This window comes from Actinophytocola glycyrrhizae (assembly GCF_042653545.1).
Taxonomy (GTDB): domain Bacteria; phylum Actinomycetota; class Actinomycetes; order Mycobacteriales; family Pseudonocardiaceae; genus Actinophytocola; species Actinophytocola glycyrrhizae.
The window spans coordinates 401,176-420,672 of record NZ_JBHSIS010000010.1 but is presented as its reverse complement, the minus strand read 5'-3'; the positions used below and the strand labels follow the sequence as shown (position 1 = coordinate 420,672).

16 protein-coding genes and 2 tRNA genes are annotated in these 19,497 nt (G+C 70.1%); 10 read left to right on the top strand and 8 right to left on the bottom strand.

Annotated elements, in window-relative coordinates; genetic code table 11:
* Positions 1–190 precede the first annotated feature (190 nt).
* Positions 191–496, bottom strand: coding sequence for a PASTA domain-containing protein (locus ACFPCV_RS23655; RefSeq protein WP_378058742.1), 306 nt, complete (start codon positions 494–496; stop codon positions 191–193).
* Here ACFPCV_RS23655 and ACFPCV_RS23650 point away from each other — a divergent pair.
* Positions 402–650 carry a hypothetical protein gene (locus ACFPCV_RS23650; protein ID WP_378058756.1) on the top strand — a complete coding sequence of 83 codons (249 nt, stop codon included), beginning with the start codon at positions 402–404 and terminating at the stop codon, positions 648–650. The two genes, ACFPCV_RS23655 and ACFPCV_RS23650, sit on opposite strands and share 95 nt — an antisense overlap.
* Before the next feature lie 153 nt (positions 651–803).
* Here the strand turns inward: ACFPCV_RS23650 and ACFPCV_RS23645 are convergent, their stop codons facing one another.
* Complete coding sequence (locus ACFPCV_RS23645) at positions 804–2,450, bottom strand: FAD-binding oxidoreductase (RefSeq protein WP_378058478.1); 1,647 nt, start codon at positions 2,448–2,450, stop codon at positions 804–806.
* A 171-nt stretch (positions 2,451–2,621) separates the two neighbouring features.
* On the opposite strand from ACFPCV_RS23645, the gene ACFPCV_RS23640 reads away from it, so the two are divergent.
* On the top strand, positions 2,622–3,311 hold the full coding sequence (locus ACFPCV_RS23640) for a response regulator transcription factor (protein ID WP_378058477.1): 690 nt from the start codon (positions 2,622–2,624) through the stop codon (positions 3,309–3,311).
* Positions 3,308–4,099, top strand: coding sequence for a sensor histidine kinase (locus tag ACFPCV_RS23635; protein ID WP_378058476.1), 792 nt, complete (start codon positions 3,308–3,310; stop codon positions 4,097–4,099). Before ACFPCV_RS23640 ends, ACFPCV_RS23635 begins: the two co-directional genes overlap by 4 nt.
* A gap of 141 nt (positions 4,100–4,240) precedes the next feature.
* Here ACFPCV_RS23635 and gdhA read toward each other — a convergent pair whose 3' ends face one another.
* Positions 4,241–5,581 carry an NADP-specific glutamate dehydrogenase gene (gdhA, locus tag ACFPCV_RS23630; RefSeq protein WP_465251573.1) on the bottom strand — a complete coding sequence of 447 codons (1,341 nt, stop codon included), beginning with the start codon at positions 5,579–5,581 and terminating at the stop codon, positions 4,241–4,243.
* 310 nt (positions 5,582–5,891) lie between these two features.
* On the opposite strand from gdhA, the gene ACFPCV_RS23625 reads away from it, so the two are divergent.
* The 3 genes from ACFPCV_RS23625 to ACFPCV_RS23615 are packed head-to-tail and all read left to right on the top strand — an operon-like array spanning position 5,892 to position 11,172.
* Entirely contained in the window at positions 5,892–7,148 is a 1,257-nt protein-coding gene (locus ACFPCV_RS23625; RefSeq protein WP_378058474.1) for an ABC transporter substrate-binding protein, read from the top strand.
* A complete protein-coding gene (locus ACFPCV_RS23620) occupies positions 7,145–8,809 on the top strand; it encodes a hypothetical protein (RefSeq protein WP_378058473.1) in 1,665 nt (554 codons plus the stop codon). Before ACFPCV_RS23625 ends, ACFPCV_RS23620 begins: the two co-directional genes overlap by 4 nt.
* A 5-nt stretch (positions 8,810–8,814) precedes the next feature.
* Positions 8,815–11,172 (top strand): hypothetical protein, encoded by a 2,358-nt coding sequence (locus ACFPCV_RS23615; RefSeq protein ID WP_378058472.1) that lies wholly within the window; start codon positions 8,815–8,817, stop codon positions 11,170–11,172.
* 303 nt (positions 11,173–11,475) lie between these two features.
* Here ACFPCV_RS23615 and ACFPCV_RS23610 read toward each other — a convergent pair.
* From ACFPCV_RS23610 to gltX, 4 genes are all read right to left on the bottom strand, one after another.
* Positions 11,476–11,548: transfer RNA gene (locus tag ACFPCV_RS23610), tRNA-Glu, on the bottom strand.
* Between the two features lie 44 nt (positions 11,549–11,592).
* Positions 11,593–11,664 (bottom strand) — tRNA-Gln (locus ACFPCV_RS23605).
* A gap of 54 nt (positions 11,665–11,718) precedes the next feature.
* Positions 11,719–12,444 carry an HAD family hydrolase gene (locus ACFPCV_RS23600; RefSeq protein ID WP_378058741.1) on the bottom strand — a complete coding sequence of 242 codons (726 nt, stop codon included), beginning with the start codon at positions 12,442–12,444 and terminating at the stop codon, positions 11,719–11,721.
* A 211-nt stretch (positions 12,445–12,655) separates the two neighbouring features.
* Positions 12,656–14,155 (bottom strand): glutamate--tRNA ligase, encoded by a 1,500-nt coding sequence (gene gltX / locus ACFPCV_RS23595; RefSeq protein WP_378058471.1) that lies wholly within the window; start codon positions 14,153–14,155, stop codon positions 12,656–12,658.
* Positions 14,156–14,245: 90 nt separating this feature from the next.
* Here gltX and ACFPCV_RS23590 point away from each other — a divergent pair, with 90 nt between their 5' ends.
* Positions 14,246–15,487, top strand: coding sequence for an FAD-dependent oxidoreductase (locus tag ACFPCV_RS23590; protein ID WP_378058470.1), 1,242 nt, complete (start codon positions 14,246–14,248; stop codon positions 15,485–15,487).
* A 357-nt stretch (positions 15,488–15,844) separates the two neighbouring features.
* Here ACFPCV_RS23590 and ACFPCV_RS23585 read toward each other — a convergent pair whose 3' ends face one another.
* Positions 15,845–16,546 (bottom strand): IclR family transcriptional regulator, encoded by a 702-nt coding sequence (locus ACFPCV_RS23585; RefSeq protein WP_378058469.1) that lies wholly within the window; start codon positions 16,544–16,546, stop codon positions 15,845–15,847.
* Positions 16,547–16,632: 86 nt separating this feature from the next.
* On the opposite strand from ACFPCV_RS23585, the gene leuC reads away from it, so the two are divergent.
* The 3 genes from leuC (at position 16,633) to ACFPCV_RS23570 (ending at position 19,446) form a co-directional block, all read left to right on the top strand.
* Positions 16,633–18,036 carry a 3-isopropylmalate dehydratase large subunit gene (gene leuC, locus ACFPCV_RS23580; protein ID WP_378058468.1) on the top strand — a complete coding sequence of 468 codons (1,404 nt, stop codon included), beginning with the start codon at positions 16,633–16,635 and terminating at the stop codon, positions 18,034–18,036.
* A 15-nt stretch (positions 18,037–18,051) separates the two neighbouring features.
* Positions 18,052–18,651 carry a 3-isopropylmalate dehydratase small subunit gene (gene leuD / locus ACFPCV_RS23575; RefSeq protein WP_378058467.1) on the top strand — a complete coding sequence of 200 codons (600 nt, stop codon included), beginning with the start codon at positions 18,052–18,054 and terminating at the stop codon, positions 18,649–18,651.
* Positions 18,652–18,804: 153 nt separating this feature from the next.
* A complete protein-coding gene (locus ACFPCV_RS23570; protein ID WP_378058466.1) occupies positions 18,805–19,446 on the top strand; it encodes an HU family DNA-binding protein in 642 nt (213 codons plus the stop codon).
* The last annotated feature ends 51 nt before the right edge of the window (positions 19,447–19,497 follow it).

Sequence of the window (19,497 nt, the reverse complement as noted above, 5' to 3'; positions counted from 1 at the left end):
ATGCCGCGGATGGCGGCGAAAGCGCGCTGTGCCGCGCGGAGCCCGACACGACGAACCCTGCGGCGCCATCAGGTCGGGGGTCCGACAGCGCCACAGGGTTCATCACCTACATCGTGCGTCGCCGCTCCGTGTTACGTGCGGACAACGAGACGGTCGACGAGTCGTCGAAGCACGTCGGTGTCACGACTCCCTACGGACACGGTTGTCCGGGGCCGGGTTGCCGGTTGACTCGCAGAGTGACGGTCGATCCGAGTACCGCAGATGCCCCACCACCGGGATTCTGCAGTTGCACGTACGGGGGCCCGCAGTCGACGAACCCCGGAGAAGTTCTGGCGACGAAGCCGGCGGCCTGGACCGCGGCAACCGCGCTGCTGACGTCCCACCCCGTCACGTCCGGCACGATGCCGGTCGAACTCGGCGAAGCTTCCTGCCACGATGGCCCGTTTGCCGGAGCCGGGGCCGCGGAAACAGTTCCACCCGGCAACAGGAACAGCATCAACGCCGCGATCAGTATGGCCACACCGCCCGACGTCGGTCGCCGGCCGCTTCTGCGCATCATCGTGCTCCTTTTCGACACCCGATGGGGCAAACGTGCCCGGTGCGTTCAGGAGTGGGCCGCCACGGCGCACGCCCGCATGAACTGGTCGTGACCGGGCAACCACGTACTGCTCATCCTAGACGCGCCGAACCGGCATGGCCATACCGCTCATCACGTTGGCTCTCCTGCGAATCGACCTGCCCCGACGTGGTCGTCGATGACGTGTCCGCACTCAGCGGACGGCGGGCATCCGCGGCATCCGCCCTCAGTTGTTCGATGCCGGAGAGATCGCGGTCGTCCGGTGCGGCAGTTCGACCGACATGGCGTGGTGGAACACGTCACGCGGGTCCCAGCGTGCCTTCGCCTGCTGAAGCTTCCGGTAGTTCTCCTTGTAATACAGGGCGTGCCACGGGACTCCGGACTCGTTCCACTTCGGATCGGTGGTGTCGATGTCCGGGTAGTTGATGTAGGAGCCGTCGTTCACGCTGTTCGGGACCGGCACGCCGCCGGTGTCCTGGTACATCGCGCTGTACCAGCGCCGGATCCAGTCCAGGTTCGCCTGCTCGCCGTCCGGGTCGGTCCAGGTGACCGTGTAGATCACCTTCATGACGCTGTCCCGCTGGGACAGGGCGGTCGCGTCCGGCGCCACGGTGTTGACCTTGCCGCCGTAGGACACCAACAGCAGCAGTGCGCGCTCGTTGTCGTGGTCCGTGCTGGTCAGGTAGGTGTAGGCGGTCCTGATCTGCTCGTCGGTGAACCGCTTCCGCAGGTAGGCCGCTTTCGCTTTGAACATCCCGGATTCGTCGGTCTGGCTCAGTGACCCGGCCTTCACCGCCGCCAGCCACGGCAGCCGGTGGGGCGGTCGTACCGTGATCGATCCGGGGACGCCCTCGGTGACCGCCGCGAGGTAGTCGCGCAGCAGCCGGTCGGCGTCGGGCAGGTTTCCGTCCATTGTGGTCACCATGGCGAACGCGCCGGGGTCGGCACCCGTGTTGCGCCGGGTGATCAGCAGCGGGCTGAAGAGGCTGGCGTAGCGGGAGCCGGGCGCGCTGTTGCGCTCGTGCCATTCGCCGTAGTTGCGCAGCAGGCGGTGGAACGACTCCTCGGTGACGTCTCGCCAACTCCACGCGATCGTCGAGCCGAGTGTCACGGCGGGTGGCCTCGGCAGGAGGCGGGCCGGATCGTTGCCGGTGGCGCCTGGCGTGCGCAGCCAGTACCGGGTGACCACGCCGAAGTTCCCGCCCCCGCCCCCGGTGTGCGCCCACCACAGGTCCCGGTTCTCGTCGCCTGGCTCCCGGGTCGCGACCACCGCCCGCGCCCGGCCCGAACGGTCCACCACGACGACTTCCACGGCGTACAGGTAGTCCACCACCGAACCGAACTGCCGGGACAAAGGACCGTAGCCGCCGCCCTGGATGTGCCCGCCCGCGGCCACGCCGCCACACTGGCCGCCGGGGATCGTGACACCCCAGCCGAGATAGAGCCGCTCGAACACGTCCCACAGGGTGGCGCCCGGCTCGATCACGAACGCGTTGCGGCGCCGGTCGAACGTGACCTGCCGCATCGCGGACATGTCGATGATCACCTCTGCGCCGTCGCCGACGAAGTTCTCGTAACAGTGCCCGCCACTGCGGACGGTGACCCGCCTGCCCGCACGGACAGCGCCGGTTACCGCCCGCACGACCTGCTCGGTCGTGGTGGGCAGCCGGAAGAAGTCGGGACGCGGGAAGAACCGCTCGCTCGTGCGGCGCAACACGAGGTCCGCATAGCGAGCGTCATCCGGCAGGATCACGGCCGGCTCGCCTACGCCTTCCGCCACCGTCACGTCCGCGGTCGCCGGACCTCCGGTCAGCGCCGCACCTCCCAGCGCTGCGGTACCGGCGATGAATCCACGACGGGTGGGACCAGACATTCGTTTCCCGATCTGTGTGTCGATGTGCCGGGGAAAACGCTAGGAGCAGCCGGCCGGGGACACCATCCGCGGAGCGCGACTGTCAGGCAATCATCAGCGAACCGTCAGCTTCGCGCGCTCCCCGGCGCGGCGGGGCATCGGCCTGCCCCGTGCGGATGGTGTGATGGGGACGTGGACCGCATTCTGGTGGTGGACGACGACCCGGGCCTGCGGGAGCTGTTGCTGTCCGCGCTGAGGTTCGCGGGTTTCGAGGTCGAGGCGGTCGGCAGCGTGCCTGCCGCGCTGGCCGCGATCGAGGCGCGCCTGCCCGACGCGATCGTGCTGGACGTGATGTTGCCCGGCACCAACGGGTTCGACCTGCTGCACCTGCTGCGCTCACGGGACGTCGGTGTGCCGGTGATGTTCCTGACCGCCCGCGACGAGTTGGACGACCGGGTGCGCGGGCTGCGCATGGGCGGCGACGACTACCTCACCAAACCGTTCGACGTGGTGGAGGTCGCCGCCCGGTTGGAGGCGCTGCTGCGGCGTTCCCGGCGCGTGCCGCCGACGGTGCCGGAGGGCGTGTTGCGCTGCGACGACCTGGAGATGGACGAGGCCCGGCATGTGGTGACCAGGGGTGGGCGGCCGGTCGAGCTGTCCCCGACCGAGTTCCGGCTGCTGCGCTACCTGTTGGTCAACTCCGGGCGGGTGGTGTCCAAGGCGCAGATCCTCGACCACGTCTGGCAGTACGACTTCGGCGGCGACGGGGGCGTGGTCGAGCGGTTCGTCTCCAACCTGCGCCGCAAGATCGACTTCGGCGGGCCGTCACTGGTACACACCGTGCGCGGCTTCGGGTACAGCCTGCGGCCGGTGCCGCGGTGAAGCGGTCCTCCCGGTGGCGGCTGATCCGCATCGCGTTGCTCGCCGGGCCGGAAGCCGCGGTCGCCACCGCGGTCAAGCAGGCGTTCGACGCTCAGCGACGCGCCCAGGACCGGCTGCGCAGCTTCGTCGCCGACGCCGGCCACGAGCTGCGCACGCCGCTCGCGACCCTGCACGGCTGGATCGACCTGTACGTCCAGGGCGGCCTGCGCGACCCCGGCCAGCTCGACCACGCGATGGCACGGATGCAGGCCGAGGTGGGCCGGATGCGGCTGCTCGTCGACGAACTGGCGCTGCTGGCCCACCTCGACGCGGCCCGTGCGCTGAACCGCGAGCCGGTGGACGTGGTGGCGCTGGCCGGGGAGGTGGTGGAGGACGCCAGGGTCGTCAGTGCCGACCGGGCGATCACCCTGGAAGGGGTGGCGGAAGCGGTCGTCGACGGGGACGGCCCGCGCATCCAGCAGGTGCTGCGCAACCTCGTGGGCAACGCGGTGGGGCACACCCGGCCCGGCACACCGGTCACGGTCACCGTCGGCTCCCGGAACGGGGAGGTGGCGATCGCGGTACGCGACGACGGTGACGGGATCGCGCCGGAGCACCTGCCGCACGTCTTCGAACGCTTCTACCGCGCCGACCCGAGCCGCAGTCGCGACAGCGGTGGCTCGTCGGGTCTGGGCCTGGCCATCGTCGAGGCGATCGTGACCGCACACGGCGGCACCGTCGGCGTCACCTCGACGCCAGGGCAGGGCACCACCGTCCGGGTCACCTTCCCCGGCAACGGTTCTCCCTGACCGCGCTCGTGCTTGACCCCCAGGCCGGGTACGGCGACCTCGCCTGGTTCGACAAGCCGGATTCGTTGCTGCCACAGAGGTTCTGGTTGTGCGGTAGCGGATCAGGGGAGTTGGTTCGCGGTCACACCGCGTTCCGGCCGACTAGATGACGCCGAGCGCGAGCATCGCGTCGGCGACGTGGGTGAAGCCGGCGATGTTGGCACCGGTGACGTAGTTGCCGGGGGCGCCGTACTCGTCGGCGGTGGCCAGGCAGCGATCGTGGATGCTGTGCATGATCTCGGCCAAGCGCTGTTCGGTGTGGTCGAAGGTCCAGGTGTCGCGGGATGCGTTCTGCTGCATTTCCAGTGCGCTGGTCGCCACGCCACCCGCGTTGGCGGCCTTGCCAGGGGCGAAGGTCACACCGGCGTCGGTGAACAGCCGGACGGCCTCCGGTGTGCAGGGCATGTTGGCGCCCTCGGCCACGACGGTGCAGCCGTTCGCGATCAGCGTGGCCGCACCGGCGCCGTCCAGCTCGTTCTGCGTCGCGCACGGGAGGGCGATGTCGCAGGGGACCTCCCACACCGGACGGCCCGGGATGTACCGGGCGGCACCTCGGCGTTCCCCGGGGTAGGTGTCGATGCGGGCGCGGCGCACCTCCTTGATCTCCTTGAGCAGGTCGAGGTCGATGCCCTTCTCGTCGACCACGTACCCGGCGGAGTCCGAGCACGCGACGACGGTGCCGCCGAGTTGCTGGACCTTCTCGATCGCGTAGACGGCAACGTTGCCCGAGCCGGACACGACGACCTGCTTGCCCTCGAACGAGTCGTGGCGGGTCTTGAGGATCTCCTCGACGAAGAAGACGGTGCCGTAACCGGTGGCCTCGGTGCGTACCTGCGACCCACCCCACGCCAGGCCCTTGCCGGTGAGCACGCCGGACTCGTAGCGGTTGGTGATCCGCTTGTACTGGCCGAACAGGTAGCCGATCTCCCGCCCGCCGACGCCGATGTCGCCGGCCGGCACGTCGGTGTACTCACCGAGATGCCGGTACAGCTCGGTCATCAGTGCCTGGCAGAACCGCATGATCTCGCCGTCGGAGCAACCCTTCGGGTCGAAGTCCGAGCCGCCCTTGCCGCCGCCGATGGGCAGCCCGGTGAGCGCGTTCTTGAAGATCTGCTCGAAGCCGAGGAACTTCACGATGCCGAGGTAGACGCTCGGGTGGAAGCGCAGACCGCCCTTGTAGGGACCGAGCGCGGAGTTGAACTCCACCCGGAAGCCGCGGTTGATCCGCACGGTGCCGGTGTCGTCGACCCACGGCACCCGGAAGATGATCTGCCGCTCCGGTTCGCACAGCCGCCGGATGACCGCGCTGTCGGTGTACTCCGGATGCTTGGTGATCACCGGGCCGAGGGATTCGAGCACTTCGCGCACAGCCTGGTGGAACTCGGTCTCGCCCGGGTTGCGCCGCAGCACCTCGGCGTAGATCTCGCCCAGCTTCTCGTTCAGACCTGACACACGTGCTCCTCTCCTCGCTGGTGACGGGAGTGCCCGCCCCGCGGGCCACCGTCTCATGGGGACCGGGTCGGGAGTGGTACGGGCAGCGTGTGACCAGCGCCACCACGGCGTACGAGTGCCATGAATGGGCCGTTCAGGGCGCTGAGCGCCCTGAACGCGCCTTTCAGGGCATCTTCGCGGACAGCGGACGATCGTGATGACGCGTTCCTGCCTTGCGTGCCTTTAGTGACCCTGGGGAGGGTGTGTCAAGATCCGGGATACACTCTGCGTGAGAGGTCTGTCACGTCTCAACTGGGGAGTCATGCCGTCGCGAGGGTTTCGCAGGCGTGCGCTGCTGCGCGCCGCTGTCGTCGGCCCGTTGGCCGGAGCCGCCGCCGGGTGCGCGGGCGTCTACCGTCCGCTGGGGCTCGGTGGGTTCGTCCGGGTGGCCGTGAGCTGGAGCGCGACCGAGCTCGCGGCGTTCCAGCGGGTGCTGGGGCCGCGCCTGGATGACTGCCAGCTTGTGCCGCTCGGCGACGACATCGACGCCGCGTTCGGCGCCAACGTCGCCGGGCGGCCGGACATCGTCGCGTTGCCGAAGCCGAAACTGGTCAGCGGCAAACTGGAATCGCTGGCGCCGCTGCCGCCGGAGGTGTGGGACCGGGGCTACGACGGGTTCTGGAGCGGGCAGCTGCCGTCGCGGGACGGCAGGCACTACGCGCTGCCGTTCAAGGTCGGCCACTCGTCGATCGTCTGGTACCGCAAGCGGTTCTTCGCCGAGCACGGGCTGGCCCCGCCCACGACATGGGCCGAGTGGCTGGAGCTGAACGAGCGGATCGTCGAGCGGACCGGGACGGCCGCGCTCGCGCTCGGCGGCGCCGACGGCTGGTTCCTCGCGCGGTTCTTCGAGAACGTGCTGCTCCGCCAGTTCGACGGCGTCTACGCCGCGCTCGTGGCGGGGGAACGTGGCGCGTGGGGCAGCGCGGACGTGCGGACCGCGTTCGCGCAGGTGGCGCGGATGTGGGGCGGCCGGAGGGTGCTCGCGGGGGGCGCGGAGCGGGCGCTGGTCGCGCAGTACCCGGAAGCCGTCCTCGAGGTGTTCCGGTACCACCGGGCGGCGATGGTTCCCGCGCCGGACTTCGCGGAGTCCGTGATCCGCGCGTTCGACGTGCTCGACGACGACGTCGGCACGTTCGCCTTCCCGGCCGCACCCGGCCTCGGGAGACGGCTGGTGGTCTCCGGTGACCTGCTGGTGCTGACCGCGCCGGCGAGCGAGGAGGCGGAGAACGTCCTCCGTCACCTGGCCGACCCCGCCGCGCCCGTGCCGTGGATCAGGGACACCGGCGGGTTCATCGCGGCCAACCCCGGCACCGGCCTTGGCGACTACAGCCCGGCCCTGCGGGTGCTGGCGCGACAGCTCACCACCCATGAACTGCACTTCGGCCTGACCGACAAGGTGCCGCTCGGTGCCATGCTGCAGAAGGTGCTGCAGGACCTGCTGCGTGCGCTCGCCGCGGGCACCGAGCCGGCCGCCGCGGCCACGGCAGCGTCCTCGGCCATGGCGGGGGCCGGGGAGTGAGCCCGGACATCCGGGTCGACGGCGGCCTGTGGCTGGAGGTCTCCGGGCGCGGGGTGGCGGGCGGTCTCCGGTCACCCGGAACGCGTGGCGGCTGGAACTACCTGCTCGGCCTGCCCGCGGTCGTGCTGCTGGTCCTGCTGATGACGCCGATGGCATGGACGCTGGTGCTGGCGCTGTCCGCGCCGTGGGGCGTGGGCAACTTCGTCGACATCCTCACCGACCCCGACGCGCTGCGGTCGATCTGGCACAGCGTGCTGTGGGTGGTGATCGGGGCCGTGCTGCTCGTCGCCGGGTATGCGATCGCGGTCCTCAGCCGAGTGGTCAGCACGCTGTGGCGGGTACTGCTCTACCTCATGATCCTGCCGTTCGGGGTGTCCGCGATGGTCTCCGGCGCGGTGTTCCGGATGATCTTCGACCCGAACCGGGAACGGGGCACGGCGAGTGCGCTCGTCGGCGGGATCACCTGGCTTGGCCCCGACCTGATCTGGTGGGTGCTCGGGTCCGCGTTCGCCTGGTCCTGGCTGGGGTTCGTCGTCGTGCTGTTCCGCGCGGGTCTCGACGCCAACACCGGCCTCGGCCGCCGGTTCGGGAAACTGCGCCTGCCGCGCGTCGGTCCGGTGAGCGCGATCGTCGTACTGACCGTGCTGGTGGCCGCCATCAGGGTGTTCGACCTGGTGCTGATCGCGGCGCCCGCCTCGATCTCCGACGACGTCGACGTCATCGGGCTGCTCTGGTGGCGGATGACGACGGGATCGACCGAGACCGGCGGACCGGCGGCACTCGCGGTGCTGCTGTTCGCGGTCGTGGGCGCGCTGAGCCTGTTCGGCACGCGGTGGGTGGGGCGGGGCACCCAGCCCGTGGCGGTGCCGATGCCGGAGCCCGTTTCGCCGCGCACTCGGTGGTGGAGCCGCGGGATCGGCGTGCTCGTGTGCCTGATGTGGACACTGCCGTTGGTGGTGCTCGTCGGCACCGCGCTGCACACGCCCGCCGCGGCGGGCACCGGTGGCTGGTGGCGGCTGGACGGGTTCGGGTTCGCCTCGTTCGCCTCCGTCGCCGACACCTGGCTGTGGCCCGCGCTCACGAGGAGCCTGTCCATCGCGGTGCCCGCCACCGTGCTCGTGGTGGCGTGCGCTGTCCCCGCCGCCTACCTGCTGACCTGGCGGCTGCCGCACCGAACCGCCGGTGCGCTGACGGTGCTGCTCGGCGTGCTCGCGGTGGCGCCGGTGCAGATGTACGCGGGTCCGCTCAGCAACCTGCTCGCCGGGACCCCGGCACTGATCTCGCTCGTGCACGCGGCGGCGGGGCTGCCGTTCGCGACGCTGGTGCTGCGCGCGGCGTTCGCGGCGGCGCCGAGGACGGTCACCGACACGCGGCCGGCGCTGGACGCGGTGTGGCGGCGCGGCCGCTACCGGCCGGCGCTGGTCGCGGTGAGCGTGCTCGAGTTCGTGCTGGTGTGGAACGACTTCATCGTCGGCTTCCTGATCGGCGGGCCCGCCGACAGCCCGCTCGCGCTGCTGCTGTGGGGTGAGGCGCGCCAGTTCGCCACCTCGGCGGGCACGGTCGCGGCAGGCGCCGTCCTGTCCGCGCTCATCCCCGTGGTGCTCCTGCTCGGCACGTGGCGGACCGTGGTCGCCGGCCTGACCGGCAGGACGGTCGGGTAGACACGATGGGCAGAGACGAGCCGAAGTTTGTCAACCGCGTCAAACTCGGGCTGTTCGGCGCGGTCTGCTGGTTCGTGGCCACCCTGAGCTCCGGGATACTCGGCAACCGGGTGGACGAGTCGTGGTTCGGCAGGACGTTCGGGCCTCGGCTGCTGACGATCACCACCGTCGTCGTCGTGGCGGCGGGCATCGGGTGGCTGGTGCTGGCGGTGCTCCACCGCTCGCCGTCGCGGCCGGGGGAGCGCGAGGAGCGCATGCCGCTGCCGAGCACGCCGCCGGTCTGGCGCAGGCCGGAGAAGCTGTTCTGCGGTAGGGGCGACGAGGTCGAGAAGGCGAGTGACCAGGTGGTGCGGACGGGCGCGGTCGTGCTGGCCGGGGTCCGGGACATCGGCACCTCCGCGGTCGCGGAACAGGTGACGCAGGGGCTGATCGACCGGCGCGGCAGTGCCCAGGACCGGACCCACCGTTTCGACCTGCGGAGCAGGTCGACCAGCGAACCGTACGACGCGGCCGCGACCGCGGGGCGGATCGTGGTCGCGTTCGGCGTCGACGAGCCGTCCGACGGCACCGGTGAGGTGCTCGCCAGGGCCGCGGCCGAACTGCTCGCCAAGCTTCCCGGAAAGGGCGCGACCTTGTTCCTGGACAACGTGTCCACGCCGGAACAGGTGGCGTGGCTGCTCCAGGAGTGGCCCGCCGACGGCCCGCACCGCCTGGTGGTCGCCGGCGAGACGGCGGTCGGCGACGCCGACCCGGAGCGCACCGTTCATGTGCACGAGCTCGCGCCCAGGCATCTGCGCGAGATCTGGGACACGGAGCTGGCCGTGCCCGAACCCGCTGCGCGGCAGCGGATCAAGGACCTGTTCCATCGGGCGCGCGGGACGGTGACCGACGATCCCGTCGACGAGTTGTTGCTCGCGTGTGTCGGGCGGCCCGGCGCGGTGAAGGTGCTCGCGCGGCAGATCAAGCGGCTCAGTGGTGCGGAGACGGCCGAGAAGCCGGTGGAAGACGTCATCGAGGAGCTGCGTGCGGGAGGCCGGGTGACCGGCCCACTGGAGCACGTGTGGACGGTGACACTCGCCAACCTGCAGGAGGGCCTGACGGAGGAGGCGGCGTGGTTGCTGCACGCTCTGGCCGAGCTGCCGGTCACGGGCCTGACCCGGGGCGCGGTCGCCGCGATCCTCGACGCGGGCACCGGGATGCCGGTCACCGGCGAGGTGATCGCCCCGCTGGAGGAACTGCGCCTGCGCAAACTGGTGCGACACGCGGGTGGGCGGTACCGGCTCCCCCAGGAGATCCGCGGGCCGATCGTGCGCACGAGCCCACCGGAGCGACGGCGCTCCGTGACCATGGCCGCGGTGCCCGCGCTGGTGCGTTACTTCGCGGGCTTCGTCGTGGAGTGGGCGACCAGGCTGGAGGTCGACGCCGCGGCCGCCGGGGCCTGGTTCCGCGACTCGGAGCCCTCACTGCTGCCACTGTTCACCGAGGACCACTTCCACGACCACGAACTGCTGAGCCGCACCTTCGCCGACCTGTGCGCCATCGCGGACGGGCTGGACTTCTGGTACACGCGTGAACAGCAGTCACGCGGCCTGCTGGAGGTCAACGACGGTATGCACCGCCTCGCTCGGCGTGTGAAGCGCGACGATGTCGCCGCGCTCGCCGCGTGCCGGATCGCCGCCGCGCACCGGCTGGCGGAGCGGTTCGGCGAGGCGGGCCCGTGGCTGGACATCGCCGCATCCGACGCGAAGTCCACCGAGGACCGCCTCCGTGCCGAGCTGGACGCACGCGTACAGGTCGAACGTGCACTGCTCACCACCGCGAACAAGACGGTGGAGCCCGAAGCCGTCGCCGCGGCGACGGCCGAGCTGACGAAGCTCCGCGCCGCGGGCCCCGCCCTGCCCGGGCACGCGGCACGGCTGGTCACCCTCGGCGGGCTCGCCATCCTCGACGACCACGTCGACGACGCGCTGGACTGCCTGCGGGAGGCGGAGAAGGTCGCCAGGGACGCCCGTGACGCGGGCGGCGAGGCACACAGCGTCGAGCTGCAGGGCATCGCCCACGCCAAGCGCGGCCACCTCGCCGACGCGGTCCGCTGCTGGCAGCGCGCCCGCACGATGTTCGCCCGCGTCGGCGAGGACATCGGCGAGGCACGCTGCCTCCAGCACCTCGGCTCGACCGCGGTGGAGGACGCCCGCATGGCGGGCCTGCAGCGCGACGGACGCCCCGTCGCACTGTCGAGCCGGGACGCGGCCGCGGTCGCGCTCCACCTGCTGGAACGAGCCAAGGAACTACGCACCGGCCAGCCCAACACCACGCTGGTGGACCACTACCTAACCAAGGCCCGGCACCGTCTGACGGACTGACAAAGGGAACCACACGACGGACCGGTCGGCATTCCTGCGGCCGATTCGACGAAGACCTGCGTTCCGGCTGGGAATTGCCCTCAGCGTTGTTGGGAGAGAGCGTCGACAGGTCGTGCTCACGGGCGAACAAGTCACGTTTTCGCCCAGGGACGTGCCGCGATATATCTGTCTCTGATCAACAACAACGGGAAACACGAACCGATATGTCGCAGTAAATCGCTCCCTGAGTCCGCTATGACACGAACCCATGCCACAAACAGAAGACCGGGCCGCTTCCAATGGAAACGACCCGGTCAACCTATGTAGCCCCGACGGGATTTGAACCCGCGCTACCGCCTTGAGAGGGCGGCGTCCTAGGCCGCTAGACGACGGGGCCTTGAACCAGAGGGAACTCTATCAGAAGCGATTTTGTTCTCTCTGCTGGGGTACCAGGACTCGAACCTAGACTAACTGAACCAGAATCAGTCGTGCTGCCAATTACACCATACCCCATTGCTGCTGGTCGTCCGTGGCCTCGCGGCCGCTCGACCAGCACCGGAGAAGATGTTAGACCACGCCCTCCCGGCATCGGAAATCGGCCCCGGCTGTTGCGGTCAGGTCGGGGGTCCGGTACTCGCTGACCAGCAGTTCCGGCAGGTCGGCGAGGGTCTCGATGGTCTGGACGCCTGGTTCGGCCGCCGGGCGGGCGGGTGTCCTGGCCAGCCACACGCCGTGCAGTCCCGCGTCCCGTGCGCCGACGGCGTCGGTGTCGAGGAGGTCGCCCACGTGGACGGTCTCGGCGGGGCTGACACCCATCCGTGCGCAGGCTGTGTGGAAAATCACCGGATCGGGTTTCGCGGCGCCCAGTTCGCCCGCGATGACGAGGGTGTCGAAGAACCGGGCGATGCCGAGGCCCGCGAGCTTGGCGCGCTGGTGGTCACCGGAGGCGTTGGTGACGGCGGCGAGCTTGAAGCCGGCGGCGCGCAGCCAGTCGAGGCACGGGATCGCGTCGGAGAAGAGCTGCCACGTCGTCCACAGCTGGGTGCGGCGCCGTTCCTCGAGGGTCGCGACGAGGTCGTCGTCGAGCAGCGCGCCGAGGTCGGCGAAGAACGCCTTCGTGCGCGCCCGGTGCATGGCGTCGTAGGACAGTTCGCCCGCCACCACCCTGGCCACGTGCTCGTCGGTGGTGCGCTGCCAGCAGGGCCACATGTCGTCGCGGCCGATGAGATCGAAAAGGGCGCGCCGGGCGGAGCTCGTGAAATCGACCAGCGTGTCGTCGATGTCCAGGCACACTGCCTGGATCCTCGGTGGCTCGTGCCCGGCCACCAGTCCGGTCGCGTGGCGGTCGGAGGCAGCAGGAAACGGCACGAGCCCAAAGGTCATCAGCAGAGATTAGGCCGCCCGGGGCACCCTTCGATTCGGCTATAAAGGTGATTGTGTGGACTCTGACTCGATTAAGTCAGTGAGGTCCGAGTCAGCGACGATTAGGCTGTATCGCTGTTCATCACCCTGGCGTTACCGGAGTGTCGGTAAGTGCCGCACGCAACCTCGAGAGTGACCGATCGCGGCCGAGCAGTTCGAGCGACTCGTACAGCGGCGGGGACACCGTCCGGCCCGTGGCCGCGACCCGCACCGGTGCGAACGCCTTGCGTGGTTTGAGGCCCAGCCCGTCGATCAGCGCAGCCTTCAGCGCCTCCTCGATCGCGGCCGTCGACCACTCCGCGACACCGTCGAGCGCGGTGATACTCGCCTCGAGCACCGGTGCCGCCGCAGGGCCGAGTGCCTTCGCCGCCGACTCCGGTTCCACCGCGAACTCCTCTTCCGGAAGGAAGAGGAACCGGACCATCGTCACCACCTCGGACAGCACGGTGACACGTTCCTGGACCAGTGGGGAAATGGCGCGCAGCGCGTCCAGTTCGGCACTCGACGGATTCTCCGGTAGGAGCTTCGCGGACACCAGGTGGGGAATGACGCGCTCGACGAAGACCTCGGGCGCCAGCCGGCGGATGTGCTCGCCGTTGATCGACTCCGCCTTCTTCGCGTCGAAGCGCGCCGAGTTCGCGTTGACCTTCGAGATGTCGAACGCGGCGATCATCTCGTCCATCGTGAAGATGTCCCGGTCCTCGGCGATCGACCAGCCGAGCAGCGCGAGGTAGTTCAGCATGCCCTCCGGCACGAAGCCACGCTCGCGGTGGTGGAAGAGGTTCGACTCCGGGTCGCGCTTCGACAGCTTCTTGTTGCCGTCGCCGCGCACCAGCGGCAGGTGTCCGAACGCGGGCGTGAACGAGGCGACGCCGATCCGCCGCAGCGCTTCGTACAACGCGATCTGCCTCGGCGTCGACGGGAGCAGGTCCTCACCACGCAGCACGTGGGTGATGCGCATCAGCGCGTCGTCGACCGGGTTGGTGAGCGTGTACAGCGGGGCGCCGTTGGCGCGCACCAGCACCGGATCGGGCACGCTGCCGACCTTGAACACGATCTCGCCGCGCACCAGATCCTCGAACGCGATGTCGTGGTCGGGCATCCGCAGGCGCAGCACCGGTTCGCGGCCCTGCGCACGGAACGCGGCCTTCTGTTCGCCGGTCAGGTCGCGGTCGGCGTTGTCGTAGCCGAGCTTGGGGTCCTGTTCCGCGGTCCTGCGCCGCGCCTCCACCTCTTCGTTGGAGGAGAAGGACTCGTACAGCTCGCCCGCATCGAGGAGCCTGCGTGCGACGTCGCGGTAGATGTCGCCGCGCTCGCTCTGGCGGTACGGGCCGTCGGGGCCGCCGGCCTCGGGGCCCTCGTCCCAGTCGATGTTCAGCCACCGCAACGCGTCCAGCAGCGCGTGGTAGCTCTCCTCGCTGTCGCGCGCGGCGTCGGTGTCCTCGATGCGGAACACCAGCTTGCCGCCGTGGTGGCGGGCGAAGGCCCAGTTGAACAGGACGGTGCGGATCAGGCCAACGTGCGGCGTGCCTGTCGGTGACGGGCAGAAGCGGACACGGACCTCGGCGTTTGCGGTAGCCATGGCCCGATCAGCGTATCCGCCTTGACGTCCGGTGCCGACGGGTGCATCCTGAAGTTATTCAACATGAGATGAATTGAGCTGGGAGGGGTCATGACGAAGACCGAACGGACCACGTGCCTGGTCGTCGGTGGCGGCCCCGCGGGGATGGTGCTGGGCCTCCTGCTCGCCCGCGCGGGCATCGCGGTGACCGTGCTGGAGAAGCACGCCGACTTCCTGCGCGACTTCCGGGGCGACACCGTCCACCCGACGACACTCGACCTGCTCGACGAACTCGGGCTGGGGGAGGAGTTCGCGAAGCTGCCGTACAGCAAGCTGGAGCAGGCGCAGCTGCCGACACCGCGGGGGATGGTGCAGTTCGGCGACTTCACCCAGCTGCCCGGCAAGCACAACTACATCGCGATGGTGCCGCAGTGGGACCTGCTGGACCTGCTGGCGGACGCGGCGAAGCAGGAACCGGGGTTCACGCTCCGCATGGAGACCGAGGCTGTCGACCTCGTACGGGAACACGGACGGGTGGCAGGCGTCGAGTACCGCACGGCGGCCGGCGAGACCGGCCGGATCCTCGCGGACCTCACCGTCGCGGCCGACGGCCGCCGCTCGGTGCTGCGCTCCGCGGCGGGCATGAAGGTCAGGGACTACCCGACACCACTGGACGTCTGGTGGTTCCGGCTGCCGAGGCACGACGACGACCCCCGCGGCGGCGTCGGCGTGATGAGCAGACAGCGCGCGGTGGTCATGTTGGACCGCAACGACTACTGGCAGACCGCGGTGTTGATCCGCAAGGGCACCGACGCGCAGGAGCGCACCGTGCCGGTGTCGGCGATGGTCGAGAGCATCGCGGCGGTGGCGCCGTGGCTGACCGACCGGGTGGACGCGGTGTCCTCCTGGGACGACGTGAAGCTCCTCGACGTCCGCGTCGACCGGCTCACCCGCTGGTACACCGAGGGCCTGCTGTGCATCGGTGACGCCGCACACGCGATGTCACCCGTCGGTGGCGTCGGTATCAATCTGGCGGTCCAGGACGCGGTCGCGGCGGCCACCCTGTTGGCCACACCTCTTCGCGAGGGCACGGTGGCGACCGGCGACCTGGCGAAGGTGCAGCGCCGCAGGTTCCTGCCGACGGTCATCACACAGGGCGGGCAGCGGTTCCTGCACGCGCGGGTGCTCAAGCCTGCCCTTGCGGGCGAGATCGAGATCGCCCGCGCTACGAAGCTCCCACTGCCGATACGGATGCTGACCCGCTTCCCGAAGCTGCGCCGGATCCCGGCCTACGTCGTCGGCCGCGGCTTCCGCCCGGAACACGCCCCCGCCTTCGCCCGCCGCCAGCAGTAGCACTGGTCTTGCGGTCTGCCCCGCGGAGCCTGGGCCACGGTCCAAGACGTCGCTGATGTCCCGCCAAAGCCAGGGCGCTACGCGCCCTGGCCCGCGCAGCGGGGCCGAGGAGTTCCCCGGGTTCCGCCCCGTCGTGACGTTCTTCGTCAACGCCGAGCCCTTCGCAACCCCGATGGTGGCGCAAGCCCATCACAAGGGGTTCCCTGCCACCCCGAGACCTGCCCGGCGGCGAGGACGAACCACCAACAGAGACTCTTGCTGCTTGACGAAAGAACGGGCGGTACGTCGCGTACCGTGCCCGGACGGTCGCGCAGCGCGGCGCCGGACCGTCCACTGGAGATGATCGGTGTGGACGATCTAGAGGCGGGTCTGCAGCGCGTCCGCGGCGGCGAGGAGGTCGGCGGCCCAGCGCGCGCCGGGGCGCCTGCCCATGCGGTCGATGGGACCGGACACCGACACCGCGGCCACGACCTGGCCCGCCGCGTCGCGTACCGGCGCGGACACGCTTGCCACGCCTGGTTCCCGCTCCGCCACGCTCTGCGCCCAGCCGCGCCGCCGCACCTCGAGCAGCGCGCGCTCGCCGAACACCGCCTCCGCGAGCAGCGCGCGCTGGGTGGCCGGGTCCGTCCACGCCGCAAGGACCTTCGCGCCGGAGCCCGCGGTCATCGGGAGCCTGGCGCCGACGGGAACGGTGTCGCGCAGGCCACTCGGCGGCTCCGCGGTGGAGATGCAGATCCGGTGCACGCCGTCGCGGCGGTAGAGCTGCACGCTCTCGCCCGTGCGGTCGCGGAGCCTCGGCAGGACGCTGCTCGCCGCGTCCAGCAACGGGTCCACCGCGCCGCCCGCCAGTTCGGCCAGTGCGGCACCCGGCCGCCACCGGCCGTCGCTTCCTCTGCGCAGCAAGCGATGCACCTCCAGGCCCACCGCGAGCCGGTGCGCGGTCGCGCGGGGGAGGCCGGTGCGCGTGCAGAGTTCGGCCAGTCCACAAGGCTCCTTGGCGACCGCCTGCAGGACCGCCATTGCCTTGTCCAGTACGCCGATGCCGCTATGCTGTCCCACGTCTCGATATTATGTTCCCGCTATATGGGATGTCCAGTATTTCAGAACGTGGGAACCCAACTTGTGAACTCGATGGGTGAGAAGGCATGGGAAAGACGCTTGCCGAGAAGGTATGGGATCAACACGTCGTACGGCGGGGCAGCGGCGCGGAGCCGGACCTGCTGTACATCGACCTCCACCTCGTCCACGAGGTGACGAGCCCGCAGGCGTTCGACGGTCTGCGGCTGTCCGGTCGTCGCGTGCGCAGGCCCGATCTCACCATCGCCACGGAGGACCACAACGTCCCGACGATCGACATCGACCTGCCGATCGCGGACCCGGTGTCCCGCACGCAGGTCGACACACTCCGCAAGAACTGCGCGGAGTTCGGCGTCCGGCTGCACCCGATGGGCGACGCGGAGCAGGGCATCGTGCACGTCGTGGGCCCGCAGCTCGGCCTGACGCAGCCGGGGACGACGGTGGTGTGCGGTGACAGCCACACCTCCACCCACGGCGCGTTCGGCGCGCTGGCGTTCGGCATCGGCACCTCGGAGGTCGAGCACGTGCTCGCCACCCAGACGCTGCCGCTGCGGCCCTTCAGGACGATGGCGATCACCGTGGACGGGGAACTGCGCCCCGGCGTCACCGCGAAGGACGTGATCCTCGCGGTCATCGCGAGGATCGGCACCGGCGGCGGGCAGGGCTACGTGCTCGAGTACCGGGGCGCGGCGATCGAGAAGCTGTCGATGGAAGCGCGGATGACCGTGTGCAACATGTCCATCGAGGCAGGCGCCCGCGCCGGGATGATCGCACCGGACGAGACCACGTTCGCCTACCTGAAGGACCGCCCGCACGCGCCGGAGGGGGAGCTGTGGGACGCCGCGGTGCGGGCGTGGCGCGCGCTGCGCACCGACGACGACGCGGAGTTCGACGCCGAGGTGCGCATCGACGCGAGCGCGCTGACCCCCTACGTGACGTGGGGCACCAACCCCGGTCAGGGCCTCCCGCTTTCCGGGCGGGTGCCCGACCCGGCGGCGATCGGCGACGAGAACGAGCGGTTCGCCGCGGAGAAGGCGCTCTCGTACATGGACCTGGAGCCGGGCACGCCGCTGCGCGACATCCACGTCGACACGGTCTTCCTCGGCTCGTGCACCAACGGCCGGATCGAGGACCTGCGGGCCGCCGCGGACGTGTTGCGGGGCCGCAAGGTCGCCGACAGCGTGCGGATGCTCGTGGTGCCGGGGTCGATGCGGGTGCGCGCGGCCGCCGAGTCCGAGGGTCTGCACCAGGTCTTCCTCGACGCGGGGGCCGAGTGGCGGCAGGCCGGTTGCTCCATGTGCCTTGGCATGAACCCCGACCAGCTCAAGCCCGGTGAACGCAGCGCGTCCACATCGAACCGCAACTTCGAGGGACGGCAGGGCAAGGGCGGGCGGACCCACCTGGTCTCGCCGCTCGTCGCCGCCGCCACGGCGGTCCGCGGCACCCTCTCCTCGCCCGAAGACCTGGCCTGAAAGGGGCAAACGACGATGGAACCGTTCATCACGCACACCGGGGTCGGGGTGCCGCTGCGCAGGTCCAACGTGGACACCGACCAGATCATCCCCGCCGTGTACCTCAAGCGGGTGAGCCGGACCGGTTTCGAGGACGGTCTGTTCTCAGCCTGGCGCCAGGACGACCAGTTCGTGCTCAACCTGGAACCCTTCCGGGCCGGCAGCGTCCTGGTGGCCGGGCCGGACTTCGGCACCGGGTCCTCCAGGGAGCACGCCGTCTGGGCCTTGTCCGACTACGGGTTCCGGGCGGTGGTCTCCTCCCGGTTCGCGGACATCTTCCGCGGCAACGCCGGCAAGCAGGGGCTGGTCGCGGCCGAGTGCGAACAGGCGGACGTGGAGCTGCTGTGGAAGCTCCTGGAGAACGAGCCGGGCACCGAGGTGACCGTCGATCTGCGGGACAAGACGGTGCGCGCCAAGGACTTCACGGCCCCGTTCCAGATCGACGACTACACCCGCTGGCGCCTGCTGGAAGGGCTCGACGACATCGCCCTCACGCTGCGGCACGAAGGGGAGATCGGGTCTTTCGAGGAGTCAAGGGAACCGTGGAAGCCGACCACCTCTACACTCCCGTCCTGAGGCCGTCGAATAAGCAGCCACGCAACGAAATCCGACCCCCCGGATGGGGAAAATGGGCGAGTCGCGTGGAAATTGTGCCGAGTTAGGCATACGGTGGCCAGAAGTCGGCCGGTTTGGCCGAGAACGCAACTGTGGTCAACGGAGGACTGAAGGGTGAACAAGGCCCAACTCATCGAGGCGCTCTCGGATCGCCTCGGCGACAAGAAGGCCGCAGGCGCTGCGGTCGATGGTCTCGTCGATGTGATCGTCCGCACGGTCAACAAGGGCGAGAAGGTGAACATCACCGGCTTCGGTGTGTTCGAGAAGCGTGCCCGCGCCGCTCGGACCGCGCGCAACCCGCGCACGGGTGAGACGGTGAAGGTCAAGAAGACCAACGTGCCTGCCTTCCGTGCCGGCACGACCTTCAAGGACGTGGTGAGCGGCGCGAAGAAGCTGCCGAAGGTGGCCGCACCGCGCAAGACCGCCGCGGCGTCCACCGCGCGTAGCGCTGCTGCCACCACGCGTACCGCGGCTTCCCGCCCGGCGTCCCGCGCCGCTGCCACCACCACGCGCAGCACGCGGACCGCCGCCGCCAAGCCGGCCACTCGCGCCGCCGCCGCCAAGACGACGGCCAAGGCGCCTGCGAAGGCGACGGCTGCCAAGTCGACCGCGAAGGCCACCACCGCCAAGAAGGCCGCTCCGGCCAAGGCGACGGCTGCCAAGCGGACCACGGCTGCCAAGGCGACCCCGGCGAAGGCGACTGCCGCGAAGAAGACCACGGCCGCCAAGCGGACCACCGCCGCGAAGAAGAAGTAACGACAGAGCAAGAAGCCGAAGGCCGCCGCCCATCCGTGGGTGGCGGCCTTC

Coding starts and splice junctions, on each gene's coding strand:
- ACFPCV_RS23650 (WP_378058756.1), top strand. CDS start 402: ATGCCGGTCGAACTCGGCGAAGCTTCCTGCCACGATGGCCCGTTTGCC.
- ACFPCV_RS23655 (WP_378058742.1), bottom strand. CDS start 496: ATGCTGTTCCTGTTGCCGGGTGGAACTGTTTCCGCGGCCCCGGCTCCG.
- ACFPCV_RS23645 (WP_378058478.1), bottom strand. CDS start 2,450: ATGTCTGGTCCCACCCGTCGTGGATTCATCGCCGGTACCGCAGCGCTG.
- ACFPCV_RS23625 (WP_378058474.1), top strand. CDS start 5,892: ATGCCGTCGCGAGGGTTTCGCAGGCGTGCGCTGCTGCGCGCCGCTGTC.
- ACFPCV_RS23615 (WP_378058472.1), top strand. CDS start 8,815: ATGGGCAGAGACGAGCCGAAGTTTGTCAACCGCGTCAAACTCGGGCTG.
- gltX (WP_378058471.1), bottom strand. CDS start 14,155: ATGGCTACCGCAAACGCCGAGGTCCGTGTCCGCTTCTGCCCGTCACCG.
- ACFPCV_RS23590 (WP_378058470.1), top strand. CDS start 14,246: ATGACGAAGACCGAACGGACCACGTGCCTGGTCGTCGGTGGCGGCCCC.
- leuC (WP_378058468.1), top strand. CDS start 16,633: ATGGGAAAGACGCTTGCCGAGAAGGTATGGGATCAACACGTCGTACGG.
- leuD (WP_378058467.1), top strand. CDS start 18,052: ATGGAACCGTTCATCACGCACACCGGGGTCGGGGTGCCGCTGCGCAGG.